The organism is Bradyrhizobium sp. R2.2-H (assembly GCF_004346455.1).
Classification (GTDB): domain Bacteria; phylum Pseudomonadota; class Alphaproteobacteria; order Rhizobiales; family Xanthobacteraceae; genus Bradyrhizobium; species Bradyrhizobium diversitatis.
Genome location: NZ_SMBR01000002.1, coordinates 232225 through 250068, shown reverse-complemented (window position 1 = coordinate 250068; position 17844 = coordinate 232225). Strand labels below are relative to the sequence as shown.

Genomic DNA, 17844 nt, shown 5'->3' with positions numbered 1-17844 from the left:
CCGCAGCACCTTCAAATCGAATGGTTCCAGCCGGGCAACCGCAAGGCAGGCCCGTGCGGCGCATTTACCTTTCGTTTACTAACATTGATATGTCAGAATTGTAGCACTGACGACAGATGCCACCGGCGTTATGATATCAAATAACATGGCGAATGGCGCGGATCAGGCCGTCCGGCGTGCCGATCAGTCGCAGATAAAGCGCCGGCGGCAGGCGGGGTCAGCGCGGACCCCGATTGGCGAGCGGATTGACGAGACCGGGCGGCAATCGGAGATTGGCAGGCATGGCCCGGCCGATCGGCAGGTTCATGTTGGCGCCCGGATGAACATAGGTGCCATCGTTGGCCGCAACGGGCGGCTGGGCGGTCGGTGCAGCGGGCATCGCCGGCGGCACGGCCGGCATCGGCGGCGGCCCCGCAAGCATGGGGGCGCCAGGCGTCCCGCTTCCTTTCACGTCCGGCGCCGGGAGATCGAGCACGGCCTGATCGAGGCCCCTTGCCAGTTCGACCCGCCGCCGCTCGACCGCGCGGAGCGTCCATCCATTGTGATTTTCGCCGGCCCTCAGCCGGACCACCGACTTGCTGCGGGCGTCCAGAAAGAGGCCGATCTTTTCGGCGCCGATGATGGTTCCGAGCAAGGACAGCTGCGGCGTTTCCGGCTTGGGCGGCGGCCCCGGCGGAGGCGCGGGCATCGCCACCGGCGCGACCGCGGGCGGACGCCGGGTCGGCGCGAACAAGGGCCGCTCGCGCGTTGCCGTCAGACGTGCCAACGGAATTGCCCATAGCGGATTGTCGCCGAGCGCACGCTGCGGAAGGCCGGCAGCCGGCGCGCGCTCGGGAGCGGCTGCCGCACGCCCGGACATCGTCGGGCTCGTCGCGCCCGGCGTAGGATCGGCCGGTTTCGTCGCGAACAGATCCTCGGCGGGCTCGGTCGCGATGACATCCATCGCCGACGGTGCACCGACGGCCGCGACCGCCCCCAATACGAGGACGCCCGCAAACGACATGACAAGAAGGCGCAGCGACATGGCAGAGGCGGTCCTTGCTCGACCCCGAGCGATAACGTTGCGTCTTATCACCGATGTGACGCCATGTGAAACGGTTATCACTTCGGCGCCGCGTTCCCCTGCCTCGCGATGGCCCTGTCATGCGACACAGCAAAAAATGCACCCGGCTGACGCCGGGTGCACAGTCTCGGATCGTTGATCGGACCGGAGCCCGAGCAGCGATCAGTAAGCGCCGACCTTGCCGGAGCAGCCGCTGCCCTGCGGACCGTTGGTGGGGTCGTTGAGCAGCGAGTAGATTTCGTTCTGCCACACCGACGGGACCTGGGCGAAGCCGTTCTCGTTGAAGATGCCGGCCGCGCTGGTGCCGTACACGAAGTCGAGCCAGGTCTTGAACCAGATAAAGGCGTTGTTGCCGTTCGCGTGGGTCTGGTAGCACTGGTACATCATGATCCACGAGAAACCGGAGATCGGGTACGAACCGGCGACCACCGGATTCGCGTTCACGCCCTGAAGGCTCCAGGTCAGCGGGTTGGCACGGCTCGAGGCGTCCATCTGCGGAATGGCGGTCGCCATCGCCTTCTGCGCGGCAGCCGGGGTCGGCGGCTGGAACTGGCCGGTCGAAGCGGTGATGTCCCACTGCGACTGCAGGTTCGCGGTCTTCAGGCCACCGACCTTGACAGGCAGCCAGAAGTCGGACGACGCGTAGCCGATCGCACCGTTGGTGTTGGTGACGAGAGTGACGAGCGCGCCGCTGCCCGAAGCGTTGGCGAAGGTGCCGCCGCCCGGATTGGCATTCGAAGTGCCGCACTGGTTGGTCGCGAACTGATCCGGCCAGTTGAGCTGGTTCGCACCGCGCGGAACCAGCGGGGTGGAGCAGGCCTGCGCACGGTCGGTCCAGGGGAAGGCGTAGGAGACGACGGTCGAGTCGGTCTCGTTGTTGGGACCGAACTCGTAACGGCACTGTTCAACCAGGGCATTGGAGAACAGGAAGGTGGTGCCGCTGCCGTCCGTGCGATGCACGAAGGTGATGTTGCCGGTGCCGAGCACGCCGCCGTTGAGGGCGGTCAGGATCGGGTTGTTCCACTTGGTGATGTGACCGGAGACGATGCCGCAAACGGCGTTGCGCGACAGGTTGAAGCCGGAGCTGCCGCCGGCCGGGGTGGCAGGCAGGATGTTCAGCGCCGCACCGGTGCCGTCCTTGCCGTTGAAGCCCAGCGCGACCGGGCCGACCACGGCCGGGATCGCGATCATGTTGCCGAACTTCGACTGCGGGCTGTTGGCGCCGCCGGTGTTCCACGCCGTCATATCGGCCGCGTTGACGACGTCGTCGCTGCCGACGAACTGGACGCCGTCATAGTCGGCGGTGCTATTCACGTTCCAGTTCGAGTCGGTGTAGGCCGGAGCGGACGACGAGGGCGTGCCGATCTGGGTCTTGTCGTTGGTGCGCAGCACGGTCTTGCCGTTGCCGGACCCCGTCGCCGCGTACAGCATCACGCCGCCGAAGCCGCTGGTGTTGAAGCCGGTGCAATTCGCCGCCTTGGCCATCGGACCCGGCCTGCCGGAGCTGCCCTGGGCCTGGCTGTACATGCAATCCATCAGCTGACGATAGACGATCTGCGGGAACGTCGCGCCAGCGCCGAACGCAAGCGACTGTGCCTGTGCGGATTCGGAAGCGACGCCCATCGCGGCGAACGCAACCGACCCCATAAGTAGCGCCTTCATGTTTCGCATAGTCTTGCTCTCCCTGTTTGGATCCCCCTGGCTGCCAACCCCGGCAGCCGGGTCCCGGAGCGCCGCGGAAGCTAACCGCGATATGTGAGACTTTCATTGTTATTTTGTGAATTATGATATCATCATCTCATTGAAACGTGAGACCAAGAATGATCGCATCAACGAACGCCAAGAAAATACGCAGGAAATCGCCGCTCGATCATCCATGGAAAATGTTATTCGCAGGGCTGCGCCGTCACAGGCCGAAGATACTGCGGCAAGAACGGATCGGGTTCGATAGTCGCTGCGCACAACTCTTTGTTGCAAGCCGCGGTCCTGCGAATCGCGAATAACGCGACTTCACATACATGTCTTGCCGACATCACATCACCGTCAACGTCAAGCCGTTAAAAAGCGCCCCCGCAAAGTGATCGCGCTTCGACATGCAGCCTCGACCAGTTCAGACGCATGACGAGTGGCGTGAGCTGCAACGACTGTCCCACGAGAGGAAGTGACATGAGCGCCTCGTCCGCCATCCTTATGGTTCGCCCCTTCGACAAGGCACGTGCGGGTGCTGCGAGCTTCTGGCTTGCCCTTCTGCTCGGTGCCGCGACACCTGCGTCCGTCCAGGCTCAAACGCCCGAAACCGTCGTTGCCATCGTGAACGGCCAGAAGGTTCTCGAAAGCGACATTCAAGTGGCCGACGATATTCTCGGCCGCAATCTTCTCGCGCGCGAGCCGGCCGAACGCCGCGAGACTCTCGTGAAAATACTGATCGACGGCGTGCTGCTGTCACAGGCCGCCAAGGATCGCAACATCGTGGACGAGGCCGACTTGCAACGTCGTGCGACGTTTACGCGCAACCAGGGGCTTGCCAACCATTTCCTGACGATCATCGGGCAGCAAGCAGTGACCGAGGAGGCGATGCGCAAAGCCTACGAGGAAGTCGTGGTGAAGGGAGCGCCGACTGAACCGGAGCTCCATCTGCGACACATGGTCTTCATGATTTCGCCTCCGGCGGACGATGGTGCGGTGAAGGCGGCGGAGCAGAAAGCGCAGGCGGCGATTGCACGGATCAACAAGGGCGAGGACTTTGCCGTCGTGGTCGCCGAAATGTCCGAAGATCCGACGACCAAGAGCCGAGGCGGAGACTACGACTGGCGCGCGCGCGGCGAGATCGGCAAGGAATACGCCGAAGTTGCCTTCAAGCTGAAGAAGGGCGAAGTTTCCGCACCATTCAAGACGGCCGTCGGCTGGCACATCTTGAAACTCGACGACGCGCGGACACGACAGCCTGTCGCTTATGACAAGATCCGTGACCGCCTCGCCGTTCTCGTTGCGAACGCCGCACAGCTGGAACTCGTCGACAAAATCCGCTCCGAAGCCAAGATCGAGCACATGAACCCGCCAGAGAGAGCGGACAAGGAAACGGTCGGCCGCAAATAGCATTTTGGCGATGACCTGCCCTACCGACCCAAGCAGGCGCGTCGAGCAGCGCCGCGGGACCTCCGCAATGACGAAGCTCCGGTTGGGCATCCTGCTGCACTGTCTGTGGGGTGGCACCGCAGTTGCGCAACCCGTAATGTTCTGGTTCAACGACCCGGTTGGACCGGACGAGACTGTCATGGTCACCGGTTCGGATCTCGACCAGATCACATCGGCGACCGTGGCTCAGATAGGCGACGTGTCCGACCGTGGCACCGGACAGGAAACGACCATCCCTATCCTCCAGTCCAATCCGCTCTCCCTCAAATTCGTGATCCCGAAGAACTTCGGCCCCGGCCTGTACCGGTTCACATTGAGGCATGCGCAAGGCGCGATCTACGGACGGATCAATCTGCCAAGTGTCTATTGGAGACAGGGAGATCTCGGCAATGATGCATCGCCGGACGGCTGGCTTCAGGTGTTCGGGCGCAACATTGTTCGCGACTCCGGACGGGCACATTTGTGGCTGATTGCCGAGGAAACTTCGCTCCGGATTGATGCCCCTCTCGTCAAAGGCGATATGTGGCGTGGCATCTTCCGCATTCCGAAGGACGTCAAGCCCGGACGCTATGCCCTGCGGCTCACGAACGGAGACGGAGTTGAGAGCGAGTCCGTCGATGCCGGCCCCCTCACCGTCCGCGCGCCCGCGACGACGGCAGGGCAGGAGTATGATGTTAGGGCCTACGGCGCAAACGGAGATGGACGTCTCGACAACGCGCGAGCGATCAAGGCTGCGATCGATGCGGCAAAGGAAGCCGGCGGCGGCACGGTCTACTTCCCGCGAGGGCGATATCTCGTCTCCGATATGATCAGCATCCCGCCTGGAGTGAAGCTCAGAGGAGAGCGCACTGATCTCGTCAATCTGCTTTGGCCGGACTTCGAAAGCCTGCCGGCGGCCCTGATCCGCGGAACCTCGCGGTTTGCGATCGAGGATCTCACGATCTACGCCTCGAACCACCCCCACGTGATATCCGGCGGATTCCAGTTCGGCGATCAACAGGCACCTGGCGCCGGTGAGATTGCCATCAGGCGCGTTCGCATTCGAGCCTCGGCCTTTCGAGGCTTGATGGAGCCGGACGCCGCTCTGCGCCGCATGAACGACTTTCAGCGACTTTACGCCGCCGCGGCGCCGGACAGCATCCGGTTGAGCGGCGACCGGGTCGAGGTCACCGATTGCGACGTCCTGGGGTCGGGACACTCGTTGAGGCTGTTCAAGGCGAGCAACGCCGTCGTGACCGGCAACATCCTGATCAACGGACGCTATGGCGCCTACTCCTTGGTCGGATCGCGGCGGGTCATTTTCGAAAACAACACTGTGAGTTCATCCGATCTGCAAGCCAGCGGAGGCGGGATCACTACGCTTTCGAAATTCGTCAGCGCCTCCGAGAACATCTTCATCGGTGGCAACAGCTTCAGGGCCATCTACGGTCTCGACCGCGAAGCGATGACGACGGACGGACCCGGCGGCTATTACTTCGGTCGCGCCGAGAGCACCAAGCCCGACGGGCTGTTGCTTCGCGATCGGCCCAATCAATATCCCGCGGGCCTCGATTGGACGGACGCCGCCGTCATGGTGGTGAATGGCCGCGGCACCGGCCAATATGCCCGCCTCAAGGGGCGGGAGGACAGGCCGGACGGCCTGTCGATCACGCTCGATCGCCCCCTCCAGGTTTCACTGGACCATACGTCGGAAATCACGGTCACACAGGCCCAGCAGAACTACCTCGTCATCGGCAATTCGTTCGAGGACACGGGCGTCGCGGCCCAGGCGTATGGAACGGCGGTGGACCATGTCATCGCCGGCAATCACTCGAACAGAACCAGCGGCTTCGCTGCCTTCGGCCTGTCCTATGAGCAATTCCAGCCCGTCTGGCGAACGCAGTTCCTGGGCAATCACATACTCGAGGGCAACGTGTATCGCGCGGGCCCCGAACGCTCGATCTTCTCCAACGAGGCCTCGATCCTGGTGCGCGGAAACCAGACATCGACCAGTGCGAACCGTCCGCCAATGGTTCAGGCGATCGTCATCCGGGGCAATCGTCTCGATCAGGACGCTCACATCGAGATCAGGGGATTTGTCCCCGCCTCGCCAGGTGTTCGCGACGTCGTCATCGAGGACAACATCACGGGCGCCTCGCGCGAAGGGCTGACCATTGATCGCGGCGTCGCGTGGTGGATATCCCGCAAGAACGAAGAGAGGCGCATCCAGAAGTAGCGCGGCCCGTGTCCGGCGGCGCCCCAGTCACCCAAATGATATGTTCCGTTGTTAGTTAACCATTCGCCGGCCCACATAACCGTCACAGCAATCTCTTGCCCTGAGCATCCCCGAAAGCTGCCCTGATGACCGCAATCCTCGGCCTGAACCTCAACCATCCAGATGCCTCCGCGGCGCTCGTCCTCGATGGGAAAGTGGTCGCTGCAGCCGCCGAGGAGCGCTTCGGTCGGCGTATCAAACACGATCCATCCTTTCCCCAGAACGCGATCCGCACCGTCCTCGCCATGGGCGGAATCTCGGCGAAGGAGCTCGACCTGATAGCGGTCGCGCGCGACCCCTCCCAGAACCGGGCCGCGCAAGTATCCTATGTGCTGCGCAATCCCATCTCCGGCGGCATGGCCGCCATGGAGCACATTCGCCGTGCACGGGTCGATGTCAGCATCAGCGACATGGTCGCCGAGGCCTGCGGAGAGGACCCGGGCACGGTGAAGGCGAAGCTGGTGCCGGTCGAGCATCATCTCTCGCACATCGCCAGTTCCTACTATTGCTCGCCGTTCGAAAGCCTGACCGCCGGATTCTCGTATGACGGCAGTGGCGATTTCACCAGCATGATGGCCGCCCGCTGCGAGGGCACCAGCATAGAGGTGATCGACCGTGTCCACCTGCCCCACAGCCTGGGCTTCTTCTACACGGCCTGCTGTCAGTTCATCGGGTTCGACGGCTTTGGCGAGGAATACAAAGTCATGGGGCTCGCCCCTTACGGCACGGACAAGTATTTGGGTGAAATGCGCGACCTCGTCCAGACCCGTTCCGATGGCTGGTTCAAGCTGGCCGACGGCTATTTCGGCATGCACCGCGGCGGCGAAGGCGACAAGATGGACGACAACCATCGTATCGACATGATGCGCCTGTTCACGGACAAATGGACCGCCAGGTTCGCCGCGCCGCGACAGCGGAACGAGGAGATGACACAGCGCGAGAAAGACATCGCGCGCTCGTGCCAGATGCGCTTCGAGGAGATCTCGCTTCACTGCTTCAAGCGATTGCACGATCTTGTACCCGCCAGCCAAGTCGCCTATGCGGGCGGATGCGCGCTCAACGGTGTCATGAACGCGCGGCTGCTGCGAGATACCCCCTTCCAGCAAGCCTACATGCAACCCGCTTCGGCCGACGACGGTCTTTGCGTCGGTGCTGGTCTATGGGCTTGGCACAATGTCGCAGGCGGGCGGGAGCGGTTTCACATGACGCACGCCTATTGGGGTCCTTCGCACGCAGACGAGACCATGCGGCGGACCGCCGAAGCTTCCCAGTGCCCAATGCGGGAGCTGGGGGATGGGCATGTGCCCAAGGCGGTTGCCGCACTGCTGCATGCCGGTCTGGTCGTCGGTTGGTATCAGGGGCGATCTGAATGGGGGCCGCGTGCGCTTGGCAATCGCTCCATCCTCGCCGACCCGACGCGTCCCGACATGAAGGACGTCATCAACGCCAAGATCAAGCGGCGCGAGAGCTTTCGTCCCTTCGCACCCAGCGTCCTGCAGCCCGCCGTCGCAACCTATTTCGAGCAGGACGTCTTTAGCCCCTTCATGATGCACGTCGTCAAGCTGCGGCCGGAGTGGCGGGAGAAGCTTCCGGCCATCACCCACGTCGATGGTACTGGCCGGCTGCAAAGCATCGCGCGTGAGACCAATCCGCTGTATTATGAGCTGATCGAGAGCTTCGGCGCCTTGTCCGGCATCCCGATCGTGCTCAACACAAGCTTCAACGAGAACGAGCCGATCGTGGACACGCCCGAGCAGGCAATGAGCTGCTTCCTGCGGACCGGCCTCGATGCAATCTGCCTCGGCCGCTATCTCGTGGTGAAGGCCGAACACGCGCATCTTCTGCCAAACGCGTGAAACGTTCTGCAGGCACCACGGGACGTGATGCTTGATTGATCCGTCCTGGATCTGCCCCTCGGTCAGGCCGGAAGCAGCGTCGTCTTTTGGTAGGCCTCATAAGCGCGCCGCAGACCCTCTTCCAGCAAGGTCGTGGCGCGCCAGCCGAGCCTGGCGAGCTTGGTGACATCGAGCAGCTTGCGCGGTGTGCCGTCGGGCCGCGAAGTATCGAACGAGATCTCGCCGTGGTAGCCAACCACTTTGGCGACGACGCGTGCGAATTCGGCGATGCTGATGTCCTCGCCCGTGCCGATGTTGACGAGCTCCGAATCCGAATAGGTCTTCATCAGATGGACGCAGGCGTCCGCCATGTCGTCGACATAGAGGAACTCGCGCCGTGGCGTGCCGGTGCCCCACACCACCACGCTTCTCGCGCCCGTGACCTTCGCTTCGTGGAAGCGCCGGATCAGCGCGGCGACGACATGGCTGTACTCGGGTTCATAGTTGTCCCCGGGGCCGTAGAGGTTGGTCGGCATCACGCTGAGGAAGTCGCTGCCGTACTGGCTGCGATAGGCATCGGCCATCTTGATGCCGGCGATCTTGGCGATCGCATAGGGCTCGTTGGTCGGCTCTAGCGGCCCCGTCAGCATGGAGTCTTCGCTCAGTGGCTGCGGTGCCAACCTGGGATAGATGCAAGAAGATCCCAGAAACATCAGCTTCTCGACGCCGTTCAGATGGGCGGCGTGGATCACATTGGAAGCGATCGCGATGTTGTCGTAGATGAACTCGGCGCGTAGCGTGTTGTTGGCGAGAATGCCGCCAACCTTAGCCGCAGCGAGGAATACGACCTGTGGCCGCATGTTCTTGAACCAATCGAACACGGCCGCCTGGCTGCAGAGATCGAGCTCGCGCCGGTCCGCCGTGACGAGATCGATCTCCTCCCGCGCCAGCCGCCGTACCAGAGCGCTGCCAACCATGCCACGATGGCCGGCGACGTAGACGCGCTTGCCCTGCAGTTCAAACCGAGTGCCGCTTGCCATAGGCTCCATTCCGCTTCGCCTCGGCCAGATCGCTGGCCACCATCTCCTCGACCAGTTGCGTGAAGGTCCGCTTCGGCGCCCAGCCCAGCACCTTGCGCGCCTTGCTGGCGTCGCCGACCAGGATGTCGACCTCGGTCGGACGGAAATAGGCCGGATCGATCTTCACAACGGTCTTGCCGCTCTTTTCGTCTACGCCGATTTCGTCGACGCCCTTGCCGCGCCATGCGATGCGGCGGCCGACTTGCGCGAAGGCCAGTTCGACCATCTCGCGCACCGAGCGCGTCTCGCCGGTAGCGAGCACGAAGTCATCGGGTTTGGTGGCCTGGAGGATCTTGTGCATGCCTTCGACATAATCCCTGGCGTGGCCCCAGTCGCGCTTGGCCTCGACATTGCCAAGATAAAGCATCTCGTCAAGCCCGACCTCGATGCGCGCCACGCCGCGCGTGATCTTGCGGGTCACGAACGTCTCGCCACGGACCGGGCTCTCGTGATTGAATAGGATGCCGTTCGCGGCGAACATGCCGTAGGCCTCGCGGTAGTTCACCGTGATCCAGTAACCGTAGAGTTTTGCGACGCCGTAGGGCGAGCGCGGATAGAACGGCGTGGTCTCCTTCTGCGGTATCTCCTGCACAAGGCCATAGAGTTCCGAGGTCGAGGCCTGGTAGAACCGGGTCTCCTTCTCCATGCCAAGGATGCGGATCGCCTCCAGAAGCCGCAGCACGCCAACGGCATCAGCGTTCGCCGTGTATTCCGGGCTCTCGAAGGAGACCGCCACATGGCTCTGCGCGGCGAGATTGTAGATCTCGGTCGGCCGGATCTGCTGCACTAGGCGGATCAGGCTGGTGGAGTCGGTCATGTCGCCGTAATGCATCAGAAACGGCACATCCCCGACATGGGGGTCCTGATAGAGATGATCGACCCGTGCCGTGTTGAAGGAGGACGAGCGCCGCTTGATGCCGTGCACCACGTAGCCGAGCGACAACAGATATTCGGCAAGATAGGCGCCGTCCTGCCCGGTCACGCCGGTGATGAGAGCGATCCGCTTACCCATTTCCACACCCTACTGCTGCAAATTCGCGATACCGCATGCCGTCCCCACCCGGGGCCTGCTTGACACACCGGCCAACCCATACCCACACGATCACTTCCCAAGTGCTGCACATCCGCCCCTGCTCAGAACTGGAAGTAGATGAACTCGGCATGACCAAAAATGCCGAACAGTATGATGTAGTATGCGAGCGCCACGCCTGCGCCTGTGGGAAGCCAGCGTATTTCACTGAGCGCCTGAAGCCGCTGTGGGCGGAATGCGAGGTGGAAGTCGACCACAAACAGGATGAGCAGCGAGACCCCCAGCATCGCCAATTCCACGCTCGCGAGCCCAAGCATCTTGAGCGTGCCGTATGACACCGGACCGAACTCGCCGAGGCTTCGGAACGCGACAAATGCATTGGCGAGGCTGGTCGAACGAAAGAAGACCCAGCCTGCCAGCACGATCGCCATCGTCCAGACCCAGCCGAGCAGCCGTCGGGCGGTCCGGTTCAACCAAAGCTCCACCCTTGCGACCCTCGCGAAGGCGCGCTCGAGCACCAGACCGGTTCCGTGCAGCACGCCCCAGGCAACGAAGGTCCAAGCAGCGCCGTGCCATATTCCACTGACTGCGAACACGATCATCAGATTGCGCGCGGTGGTCCACTCGCTGCCGCGGCTGCCGCCGAGAGGAATGAAGAGATAGTCGCGAAACCAGCTGGAGAGAGATATGTGCCAGCAACGCCAGAACTCGTTCAGGCTGCTGACGAAATACGGCTGCCGAAAGTTGATCATGAGATCGAACCCCATGATCCGCGCCGTCCCACGGGCTATGTCGGAATATCCGGAGAAGTCGCAATAGATCTGAATGGCGAAGAGGACGACGGCCAGCAGTTGGTAGCTTCCCGAATATTGTTCGGAATTCGCATAGATCCCATTGACCACCGGAGACACGACGTCAGCGATGCACATCTTCTTGAACAATCCGAAGCCGATCAAAAACAGGCCGGCGTTCAGATCCGGAAAAGACAACCGATGCACGGTCCGAAACTGCGGCAGCATATGCCCGGCACGCTCGATTGGGCCGGCAATCAGTTGCGGAAAGAAGCTCACATATTGGGCATAGGTGAGGAAGTCGCGCTCGGCCTCGACCTTCCGATAATAGACGTCCAGGGTGTAGCCGATCGACTGAAACGTGTAAAAGGAGATGCCGAGCGGCAGCGCGAGCCCCAGCGCGTAATCCGGAATGACGTAGCCGAACAGTCCGGCCGCACCGATCACGTTCGCGATGAAGAAGTCCAGATACTTCACCGTCGCGAGAATGCCGAGATTGATGGACAGCGCCAATATCATCGCCGCCCTGCGGCCGCCTTCCGTCCGGGAACGCGCCATCATCAGTGCGGTCGTGTAGTCCACCGCCGTGGTCAGTGCGAGCAAGAGCCCGAAGGAAGGACGCCAGCTCATATAGAACACGTAGCTCGCGATCAGCAGTACGATCGGCTGTGTCCGCTTCGGCAGACCAAAGAAGACCGCAAGAAACGCCACGAAAAACGTCAGGAACTCGAACGAATTGAAGAGCATCAGTCGAATGCTCCGGTCGCCTTCAGAAGTCTGGCCAAATCTGCCGTAAAAACCTTTGCACCGCTCGGGTTCATGTGCTGGGGATCGGCAAAGAGCGCCGGCGGATAGACGAAATAGTCGGGCCCGATCACGCGGATCAGCGGCCACTCGGACATGACCGTCATCCGCAGCTGGTCGGACGCCGCGCACGGCGCCACCTCGCCTTCGCGAAAAAGCCCTGGAATGAAAATCACCTGAAACCCATACTTGCGCGCGAGATGTTCGAGCCGACCGCGCACATGGGATAATCCGGGAATGAGACGAGGTTGGCTCCGGGCGGCATTGTCGGTCGGTAGCGAATAGTCGGTCGGCAGCCGGTCATCGGAATATTGGCTCTGCGACTTAATGAAGTACCAACCCCTGTCTTCGATCATGGCCGACTGCTGCGCTTCCACGTCGCGCACCGCTTCCGCAAGCCGATTTCGGTTCTGGAGGAGAAACAGCGCGGCATCGCGGGGCAAGGCGCGGAACGGGAAAAGCGTACCGGCGAGGCGATTGTCGTCGTGCAGCAGCGCGGCAAGTCCCTCGGCTTCGGCTTTCCCGTCCCAGGGGATCGTCAAAAGCACGTGCGTCGGGATGTTGCCCGCCGCCAAAGCGGCCTCCAGGATGGGAAGGAAGCGCACTTCTCCGGGCAGTCCCAAATTGTAGGAGCGGAAGTGCGGTCCCACCTCGGCGTCGAGATCGCGCGGCCGGAAGGCCGCGAGGATCTTGCTGTGGCCAAACACCATGACACGATGCCGGTCGAGCGGATCGAACATCGGATTCTTGACGAGCGTGTCGAACTTTGCGTCGGCAATGACGACCGAGCCCGCCTTGAGGAAAGGAAGAAAAAGGTAGGCCGCCCCCAGCGCAATCCAGACCGCACCGAAGAGCAGGACAAATATCCCTGCTCGCCTGATCCAGGATCCCGTCTGCGCCGCAGTCGAAATATCGATTGCGTGGTGCCCTCCCGAGCCGCCGAGTGCCTCCGTCACATCGATCGCCGGTCGCGGCAGGTTCGAAACGAGCGACAGCTTTTCGGAAGGTTGGTGCCGGCGTGGCTTGGACATTTCCGAGACAACTCACGGGACTACGCTGCAGCGGGAGGACGCCGGGTGGTCACGCCGATAGAGCACTCGCTCCGACCTGCGAGCCGCGGATCATCGCCGCGCATGTCGCAGCTACGATCCGGTCTACCCGTGCTACCCGAGAGGCAGCCGATAGCAAAAAAACATTACAGTTTGACGATATCATTCGGACACCATCACATTAAACGCCGGATTGCGATGATAACTAACATTGGCTAGAGAAGCCCGCGTTCGCTTGTGCGCGGGACGACGCGCAAAGCCAGTCTCGCGCATGATTTCGGGGTAGAGCATGACGGTAACGGTCACGATTACGACCTCTGCGGTATCGAACGAGATGCGAGATGCTGATCTCATTCGCTGATGTCGGCGAACTCGGACCTTGCGACGTTTGCGTGGTCGGCGGCGGGCCCGTTGGCATCGCTCTCGCGCTCGCATGTGAAGAACGCGGCCTTTCCGTGGTCCTGGTGGAATCCGGGCACGAGGGCTCGGACGAATTCGCGGCTTCACTGTCGACTGCCCATTTGGTCGACGAACAGCGGCACGCGCCGACGCAGGTCGCAATCTGCCGCGGGCTGGGTGGAACGTCGCGCTGGTGGGGCGGGCGCTGCGTTCCGTTCGACCAAGTCGATTTCGCCATTCGCCCCCACGTTCCCGGCGTTGTTTGGCCCATCACGCATCGGGAGATATCATCCTGGTATGAAGCAGCGGCTGCTTTCTTCGGGATTGGCCCTGCTCGTTTCACCACTTCGCCCGTATCGACGTCGCTGGGCGACGTCCGAACCGACCAGCTCGAACGCTGGACGGCGGAGAACGACGCCGGGCGCAGGAATCGCGCGCGTCTCGCGCAATCCTCCCTCATCAGGGTCGTGCTGGGTGCGACCGTGACGGAATTCAAGGTGTCGGATGACGGTCGCCGCGTCGTGGAACTGACCGCTTGCAATGCTAATCAGAGGCGACGTATCACCGCGCACTCGACGGTGCTGGCTTGCGGCGGTCTGGAAACAACGCGGCTGCTGCTGGTCGCGCAGCAGAATCGGCCCGGTCTGCTCGGCAGCGCCCTCGGCCGTTTCTACATGGGGCACGCTTCCGGAAAGATCGCCGACGTGGTTTTCACGGACCCCGACACTGCATCGGCTCACGACTTCTTTCTCGACGAGGGGCTTTATGTACGGAGGCGCTTCACACTTGCGGCCGACGTGCAGCAGCGCGAAAAACTCCTCAACATCGCCTTCTGGCTCGACAACCCGCCGTTCCACAACGCCGCGCACCGCAACGGCATTCTCTCCTTGGTCTGGATGGCGCTCGCCATACCGCCGATCGGCCGACGGCTGCTGCCAGAAGCCATCCGCGCAATTCACGTCGGGCCGGCGCCGCATCGCTGGAGCGACCATCTGCTCAACGTGTTGCGGTCACCGTTCGCAACGCTGCAGGATCTCGCCACCATCGTGCAGGAGCGATTTCTCGCCAAGCCTCGGCGGCCGGGCTTCCTCATACGGAGCGCAGAGGGCCGCTATGCGCTGCATTTCCTGGCCGAACAGGCACCCAACGGCAACTCCCGTGTCAGCCTGTCCGACCGCAAGGATGTGCTGGGGCTCCCCTTCCTCGATGTCGACATACGCTTTTCGGAGGTCGACGCTCAGTCCGTCGTTCGCGCCCATGAGATCCTCGACCAGTCGCTGCGCGAGTCCGGATACGGACGTCTCGACTACCACGTGCCGGCGGAAGCGCGCATCGCCAGCGTATTGCGTCAGGCCAAAGACGGCTTCCATCAGATCGGCACGACCCGCATGGGCATGAGCGCAGAGGACAGCGTCGTCGACGCGGACTGCCGTATCCACGGCATCGAAAACCTCTACGTGGCATCCAGCTCGGTATTCGTCTCCTCCAGCCACGCGAACCCAACCTTCTCGGCCGTAGCGCTGGCGTTGAGACTGGCTGCGCACCTATCGGAGAACGCACGCGCCGGGTATCTTGGAGCAGCGGCATGAGACTGGTCCGTGTTCCGAAGCTGGGTCGCCAGGTTTCGGCCATCGGTTTTGGCTGCGCGTCGCTGGGCTCGCGCATTTCAGCATCGGAAGGCCAGCGCGCGGTGGCGCGCGCGCTCGACCTTGGCGTCAGTTGGTTTGACGTCGCTCCTCCCTATGGCGATGGTCGTGCGGAAACGCTGCTCGGCCAATGTCTTCGCGGGCGGCGCGACAAAGTCGCGATCTGCACCAAATTCGGCATCGCTCCGCCGCAGCTGTCGCTCACCGCACGACTGCTTCGACCCGCCGCCCGCCACGCTATTGCCTCGTTTCCCGCCCTGCGGCGGATAGCGTCCGGAGCTCGCTCGACCGGAACGCGAGCGGCCATCGACGCGGAGGAGATCGAGAGGTCTGTGATGAACAGCCTCCGCGCACTTGGAACGGACTATGTCGACGTTCTTGCGCTGCACGACCCGACACCCGACGAGGCCGCGAGCGACCACATTTTCGACCGGCTGCGCCGCCTTGTCGAAAAGGGATACGTACGCGCCCTGTCCGTTGCAGGCGAGCCAGCCAGCGTGATTGCAGCCGCCCGCAGCGGAAAGCCGATCGACATCGCGCAGTTTCGCGACACTCCGCTATCGAACGCCGCCCCGAGTCTGCGCGTGCTGTTCTCCGCTCCCCCTCTGCTCGTGACGCACGGGGCATTCGATGCCGATGCCAGGCTGGCCGTCGCCGGCCTTTCCGATGACCGCGCCAGGCACGTCAGTGCCGTTGCGCGCGACCACGGGATCGAATTGCCGGAAGGCGCTGCGGATCTGCTTGTGCACTTCGCGTTCGCCAACAATCCCGACGGCATCGTGATCGTCTCGATGTTCCGGACCGAACACATGCAGCGCAACCTGGCGGCATGCAGAGCAACGCCGGCGCCGGCGCTTGCCTCCGCCTTGCGAGACGCGCTGACCGCAACCCACGCCCTGGCGGGAGCATCCTGATGCATCGTCCTGACACCTCGCCACGGCGTTTCTCAGCTGGGGAATACTGAGCCATGTGCGCAGTCAACGGCTCATTCGCCTACGGCGCCGATGCCCCCCGGGTCGACAGGTCCGAACTGCTGCGCGTTCGGGACGCCATGACCGCGCGCGGTCCCGACGCGGCCGGCATTTGGCTGTCTGAGGACATGCGCGTCGGATTTGCGCATCGGCGGCTCGCCATCATCGATCTGAGTGAAGGCGGCGCGCAGCCCATGCTCGATCCGGAGACCGGCAACTGGATCTGCTTCAACGGGGAGATCTACAATCATCAGGCCTTGCGCGCTCGCTTGAATAGCGAAGGCGTTGCGACGCGCACGCTCTCCGACACCGAAGTCCTGCTGAAGCTCTATGCCCGGCGGGGCACCCGTATGTTCGAAGATCTGCGTGGTATGTACGCCTTCGCGCTGTGGGATGCCGGGCGGCGGGAGTTGCTGCTGGCCCGCGATCCCTTCGGCGTAAAGCCGCTCTACGTTGCCGACGACGGCCGCACGGTTCGCTTCGCATCGCAGGTCAAGCCGCTGCTCCTGACGCCCATCGACCGCAGGCCCGAGCCAGCCGGCCACGCGGGCTTCCTGCTCTGGGGATCGGTCCCTGAGCCCTACACGCTCCATCGCGGAATCCGCGCCCTGCCGCCCGGTCATTGGCAGCGTTTTGGAAACGGACACGCGACACCGCCGGTGAGCTTTGCCAACGTCATCGACGCGCTCGGCCATCTGCCGTCGGCTGCGAGAGGTCGTGCAGGCGACGCGCTCGAGCAGATCGCTGCGGCAGTCAAAGACAGCGTCGCCGCCCACATGGTGGCCGACGTACCGGTCGGCGTGTTCCTGTCGGCGGGTCTCGACTCCACGATGCTCGCGGCCTGCGCCGCGCATGCGGGAGAACTGCGCACGATCACCCTCGGCTTCAACGAATACGCCGACGGCCCTCACGACGAGGGGGGACTGGCCGGTGAAGTAGCAAGCTTGCTCGATGCAAGACATACCCTGCACCGCATCTCCGCGCACGACTTCAAGAGCGATCGCGAGCGGTTGATCGATGCAATGGACCAGCCTTCGATCGACGGCATCAACGTCTGGTTCGTTTCCAGAGCCGCTGCCGCACAAGGCCTCAAGGTCGCCATCTCGGGGCTCGGCGGCGACGAACTGTTCGGATCTTATCCCAGTTTCGACCAGGTGCCGAAGCTCGTGAAGCTGATGCAGCGTACTCCGGTCAGCGCTCGCGCCGGAGTTCTGTTGCGCCGCCTCGCCCAACCATTTTCCTCATTCATGCCGTCGCCGAAATATGCCGGGCTAGCCGAGTACGGCCATAGCCTTGCGGGGGCCTATCTCCTCCGGCGAGCGCTTCACATGCCTTGGGAGCTCACCGAGTTGATGGACCCGGCCATGGCGAAGGAGGGCTTGCAGGAGTTGGCGACGATGGACCGCCTCGAGGCGAGCATCCATGGGCTGGATCGCGATCGCATCGCGGTCTCGGCGCTCGAAATGCAATGGTACATGCGTAACCAATTGCTCCGTGACGCCGATTGGGCGGGCATGGCTCACTCGATCGAAATCCGCGTGCCGCTGGTCGACCTGCACTTGCTTCGCGACTTCATCGAGTTACCGGACCTCGATGCGGCGAGCGAGAAGCGCACCATCGTTCGCCGCGTCGCGCCACACCTGCCGGAAGAGATACTCAATCGACCAAAAACCGGATTCTCCGTCCCAATCCATCAATGGCTCAATCCCGGGGCGAGGCGCGGTGTCATGCAATATCGGGACTGGGCAAAGCAGCTCTACGGACACTTCGCGGCAGCGTGAGGGGAAG

12 protein-coding genes are annotated in these 17844 nt (G+C 62.9%); 6 read left to right on the top strand and 6 right to left on the bottom strand.

What is annotated here, in order from left to right; translation table 11 throughout:
• Window positions 1-217: 217 nt before the first annotated feature.
• A complete protein-coding gene (locus EDE08_RS05280) occupies window positions 218-1024 on the bottom strand; it encodes a hypothetical protein (protein WP_131867851.1) in 807 nt (268 codons plus the stop codon).
• 201 nt (window positions 1025-1225) lie between these two features.
• Window positions 1226-2725: a substrate-binding domain-containing protein gene (locus EDE08_RS05275; protein WP_245524705.1), complete on the bottom strand. Its 1500-nt coding sequence runs from the start codon at window positions 2723-2725 to the stop codon at window positions 1226-1228.
• A 504-nt stretch (window positions 2726-3229) separates the two neighbouring features.
• On the opposite strand from EDE08_RS05275, the gene EDE08_RS05270 reads away from it, so the two are divergent.
• The 3 genes from EDE08_RS05270 (at window position 3230) to EDE08_RS05260 (ending at window position 8308) form a co-directional block, all read left to right on the top strand.
• On the top strand, window positions 3230-4159 hold the full coding sequence (locus tag EDE08_RS05270; protein ID WP_131867847.1) for a peptidylprolyl isomerase: 930 nt from the start codon (window positions 3230-3232) through the stop codon (window positions 4157-4159).
• 67 nt (window positions 4160-4226) lie between these two features.
• Complete coding sequence (locus tag EDE08_RS05265; RefSeq protein ID WP_165935756.1) at window positions 4227-6413, top strand: glycosyl hydrolase family 28-related protein; 2187 nt, start codon at window positions 4227-4229, stop codon at window positions 6411-6413.
• A 125-nt stretch (window positions 6414-6538) separates the two neighbouring features.
• Window positions 6539-8308: a carbamoyltransferase family protein gene (locus EDE08_RS05260; RefSeq protein WP_131867843.1), complete on the top strand. Its 1770-nt coding sequence runs from the start codon at window positions 6539-6541 to the stop codon at window positions 8306-8308.
• Window positions 8309-8370: 62 nt separating this feature from the next.
• Here EDE08_RS05260 and fcl read toward each other — a convergent pair whose 3' ends face one another.
• The 4 genes from fcl to EDE08_RS38980 all read right to left on the bottom strand — a co-directional run bounded on the left by fcl (window position 8371) and on the right by EDE08_RS38980 (window position 12731).
• On the bottom strand, window positions 8371-9327 hold the full coding sequence (gene fcl, locus EDE08_RS05255; RefSeq protein ID WP_502700570.1) for a GDP-L-fucose synthase: 957 nt from the start codon (window positions 9325-9327) through the stop codon (window positions 8371-8373).
• Window positions 9305-10378, bottom strand: coding sequence for a GDP-mannose 4,6-dehydratase (gmd, locus tag EDE08_RS05250; protein WP_131867839.1), 1074 nt, complete (start codon window positions 10376-10378; stop codon window positions 9305-9307). The genes fcl and gmd overlap by 23 nt, the downstream gene beginning before the upstream one ends.
• Before the next feature lie 122 nt (window positions 10379-10500).
• Entirely contained in the window at window positions 10501-11706 is a 1206-nt protein-coding gene (locus tag EDE08_RS05245) for an MBOAT family O-acyltransferase (RefSeq protein WP_245524724.1), read from the bottom strand.
• 227 nt (window positions 11707-11933) lie between these two features.
• On the bottom strand, window positions 11934-12731 hold the full coding sequence (locus tag EDE08_RS38980; protein WP_132013654.1) for a hypothetical protein: 798 nt from the start codon (window positions 12729-12731) through the stop codon (window positions 11934-11936).
• A 650-nt stretch (window positions 12732-13381) separates the two neighbouring features.
• Here EDE08_RS38980 and EDE08_RS05240 point away from each other — a divergent pair.
• The 3 genes from EDE08_RS05240 to asnB are packed head-to-tail and all read left to right on the top strand — an operon-like array spanning window position 13382 to window position 17837.
• Entirely contained in the window at window positions 13382-15028 is a 1647-nt protein-coding gene (locus EDE08_RS05240; RefSeq protein ID WP_131867835.1) for an FAD-dependent oxidoreductase, read from the top strand.
• Window positions 15025-15999, top strand: a complete 975-nt coding sequence (locus EDE08_RS05235) for an aldo/keto reductase (protein ID WP_131867833.1) — start codon at window positions 15025-15027, stop codon at window positions 15997-15999. Before EDE08_RS05240 ends, EDE08_RS05235 begins: the two co-directional genes overlap by 4 nt.
• A gap of 53 nt (window positions 16000-16052) precedes the next feature.
• Window positions 16053-17837: an asparagine synthase (glutamine-hydrolyzing) gene (asnB, locus tag EDE08_RS05230; protein ID WP_131867831.1), complete on the top strand. Its 1785-nt coding sequence runs from the start codon at window positions 16053-16055 to the stop codon at window positions 17835-17837.
• The last annotated feature ends 7 nt before the right edge of the window (window positions 17838-17844 follow it).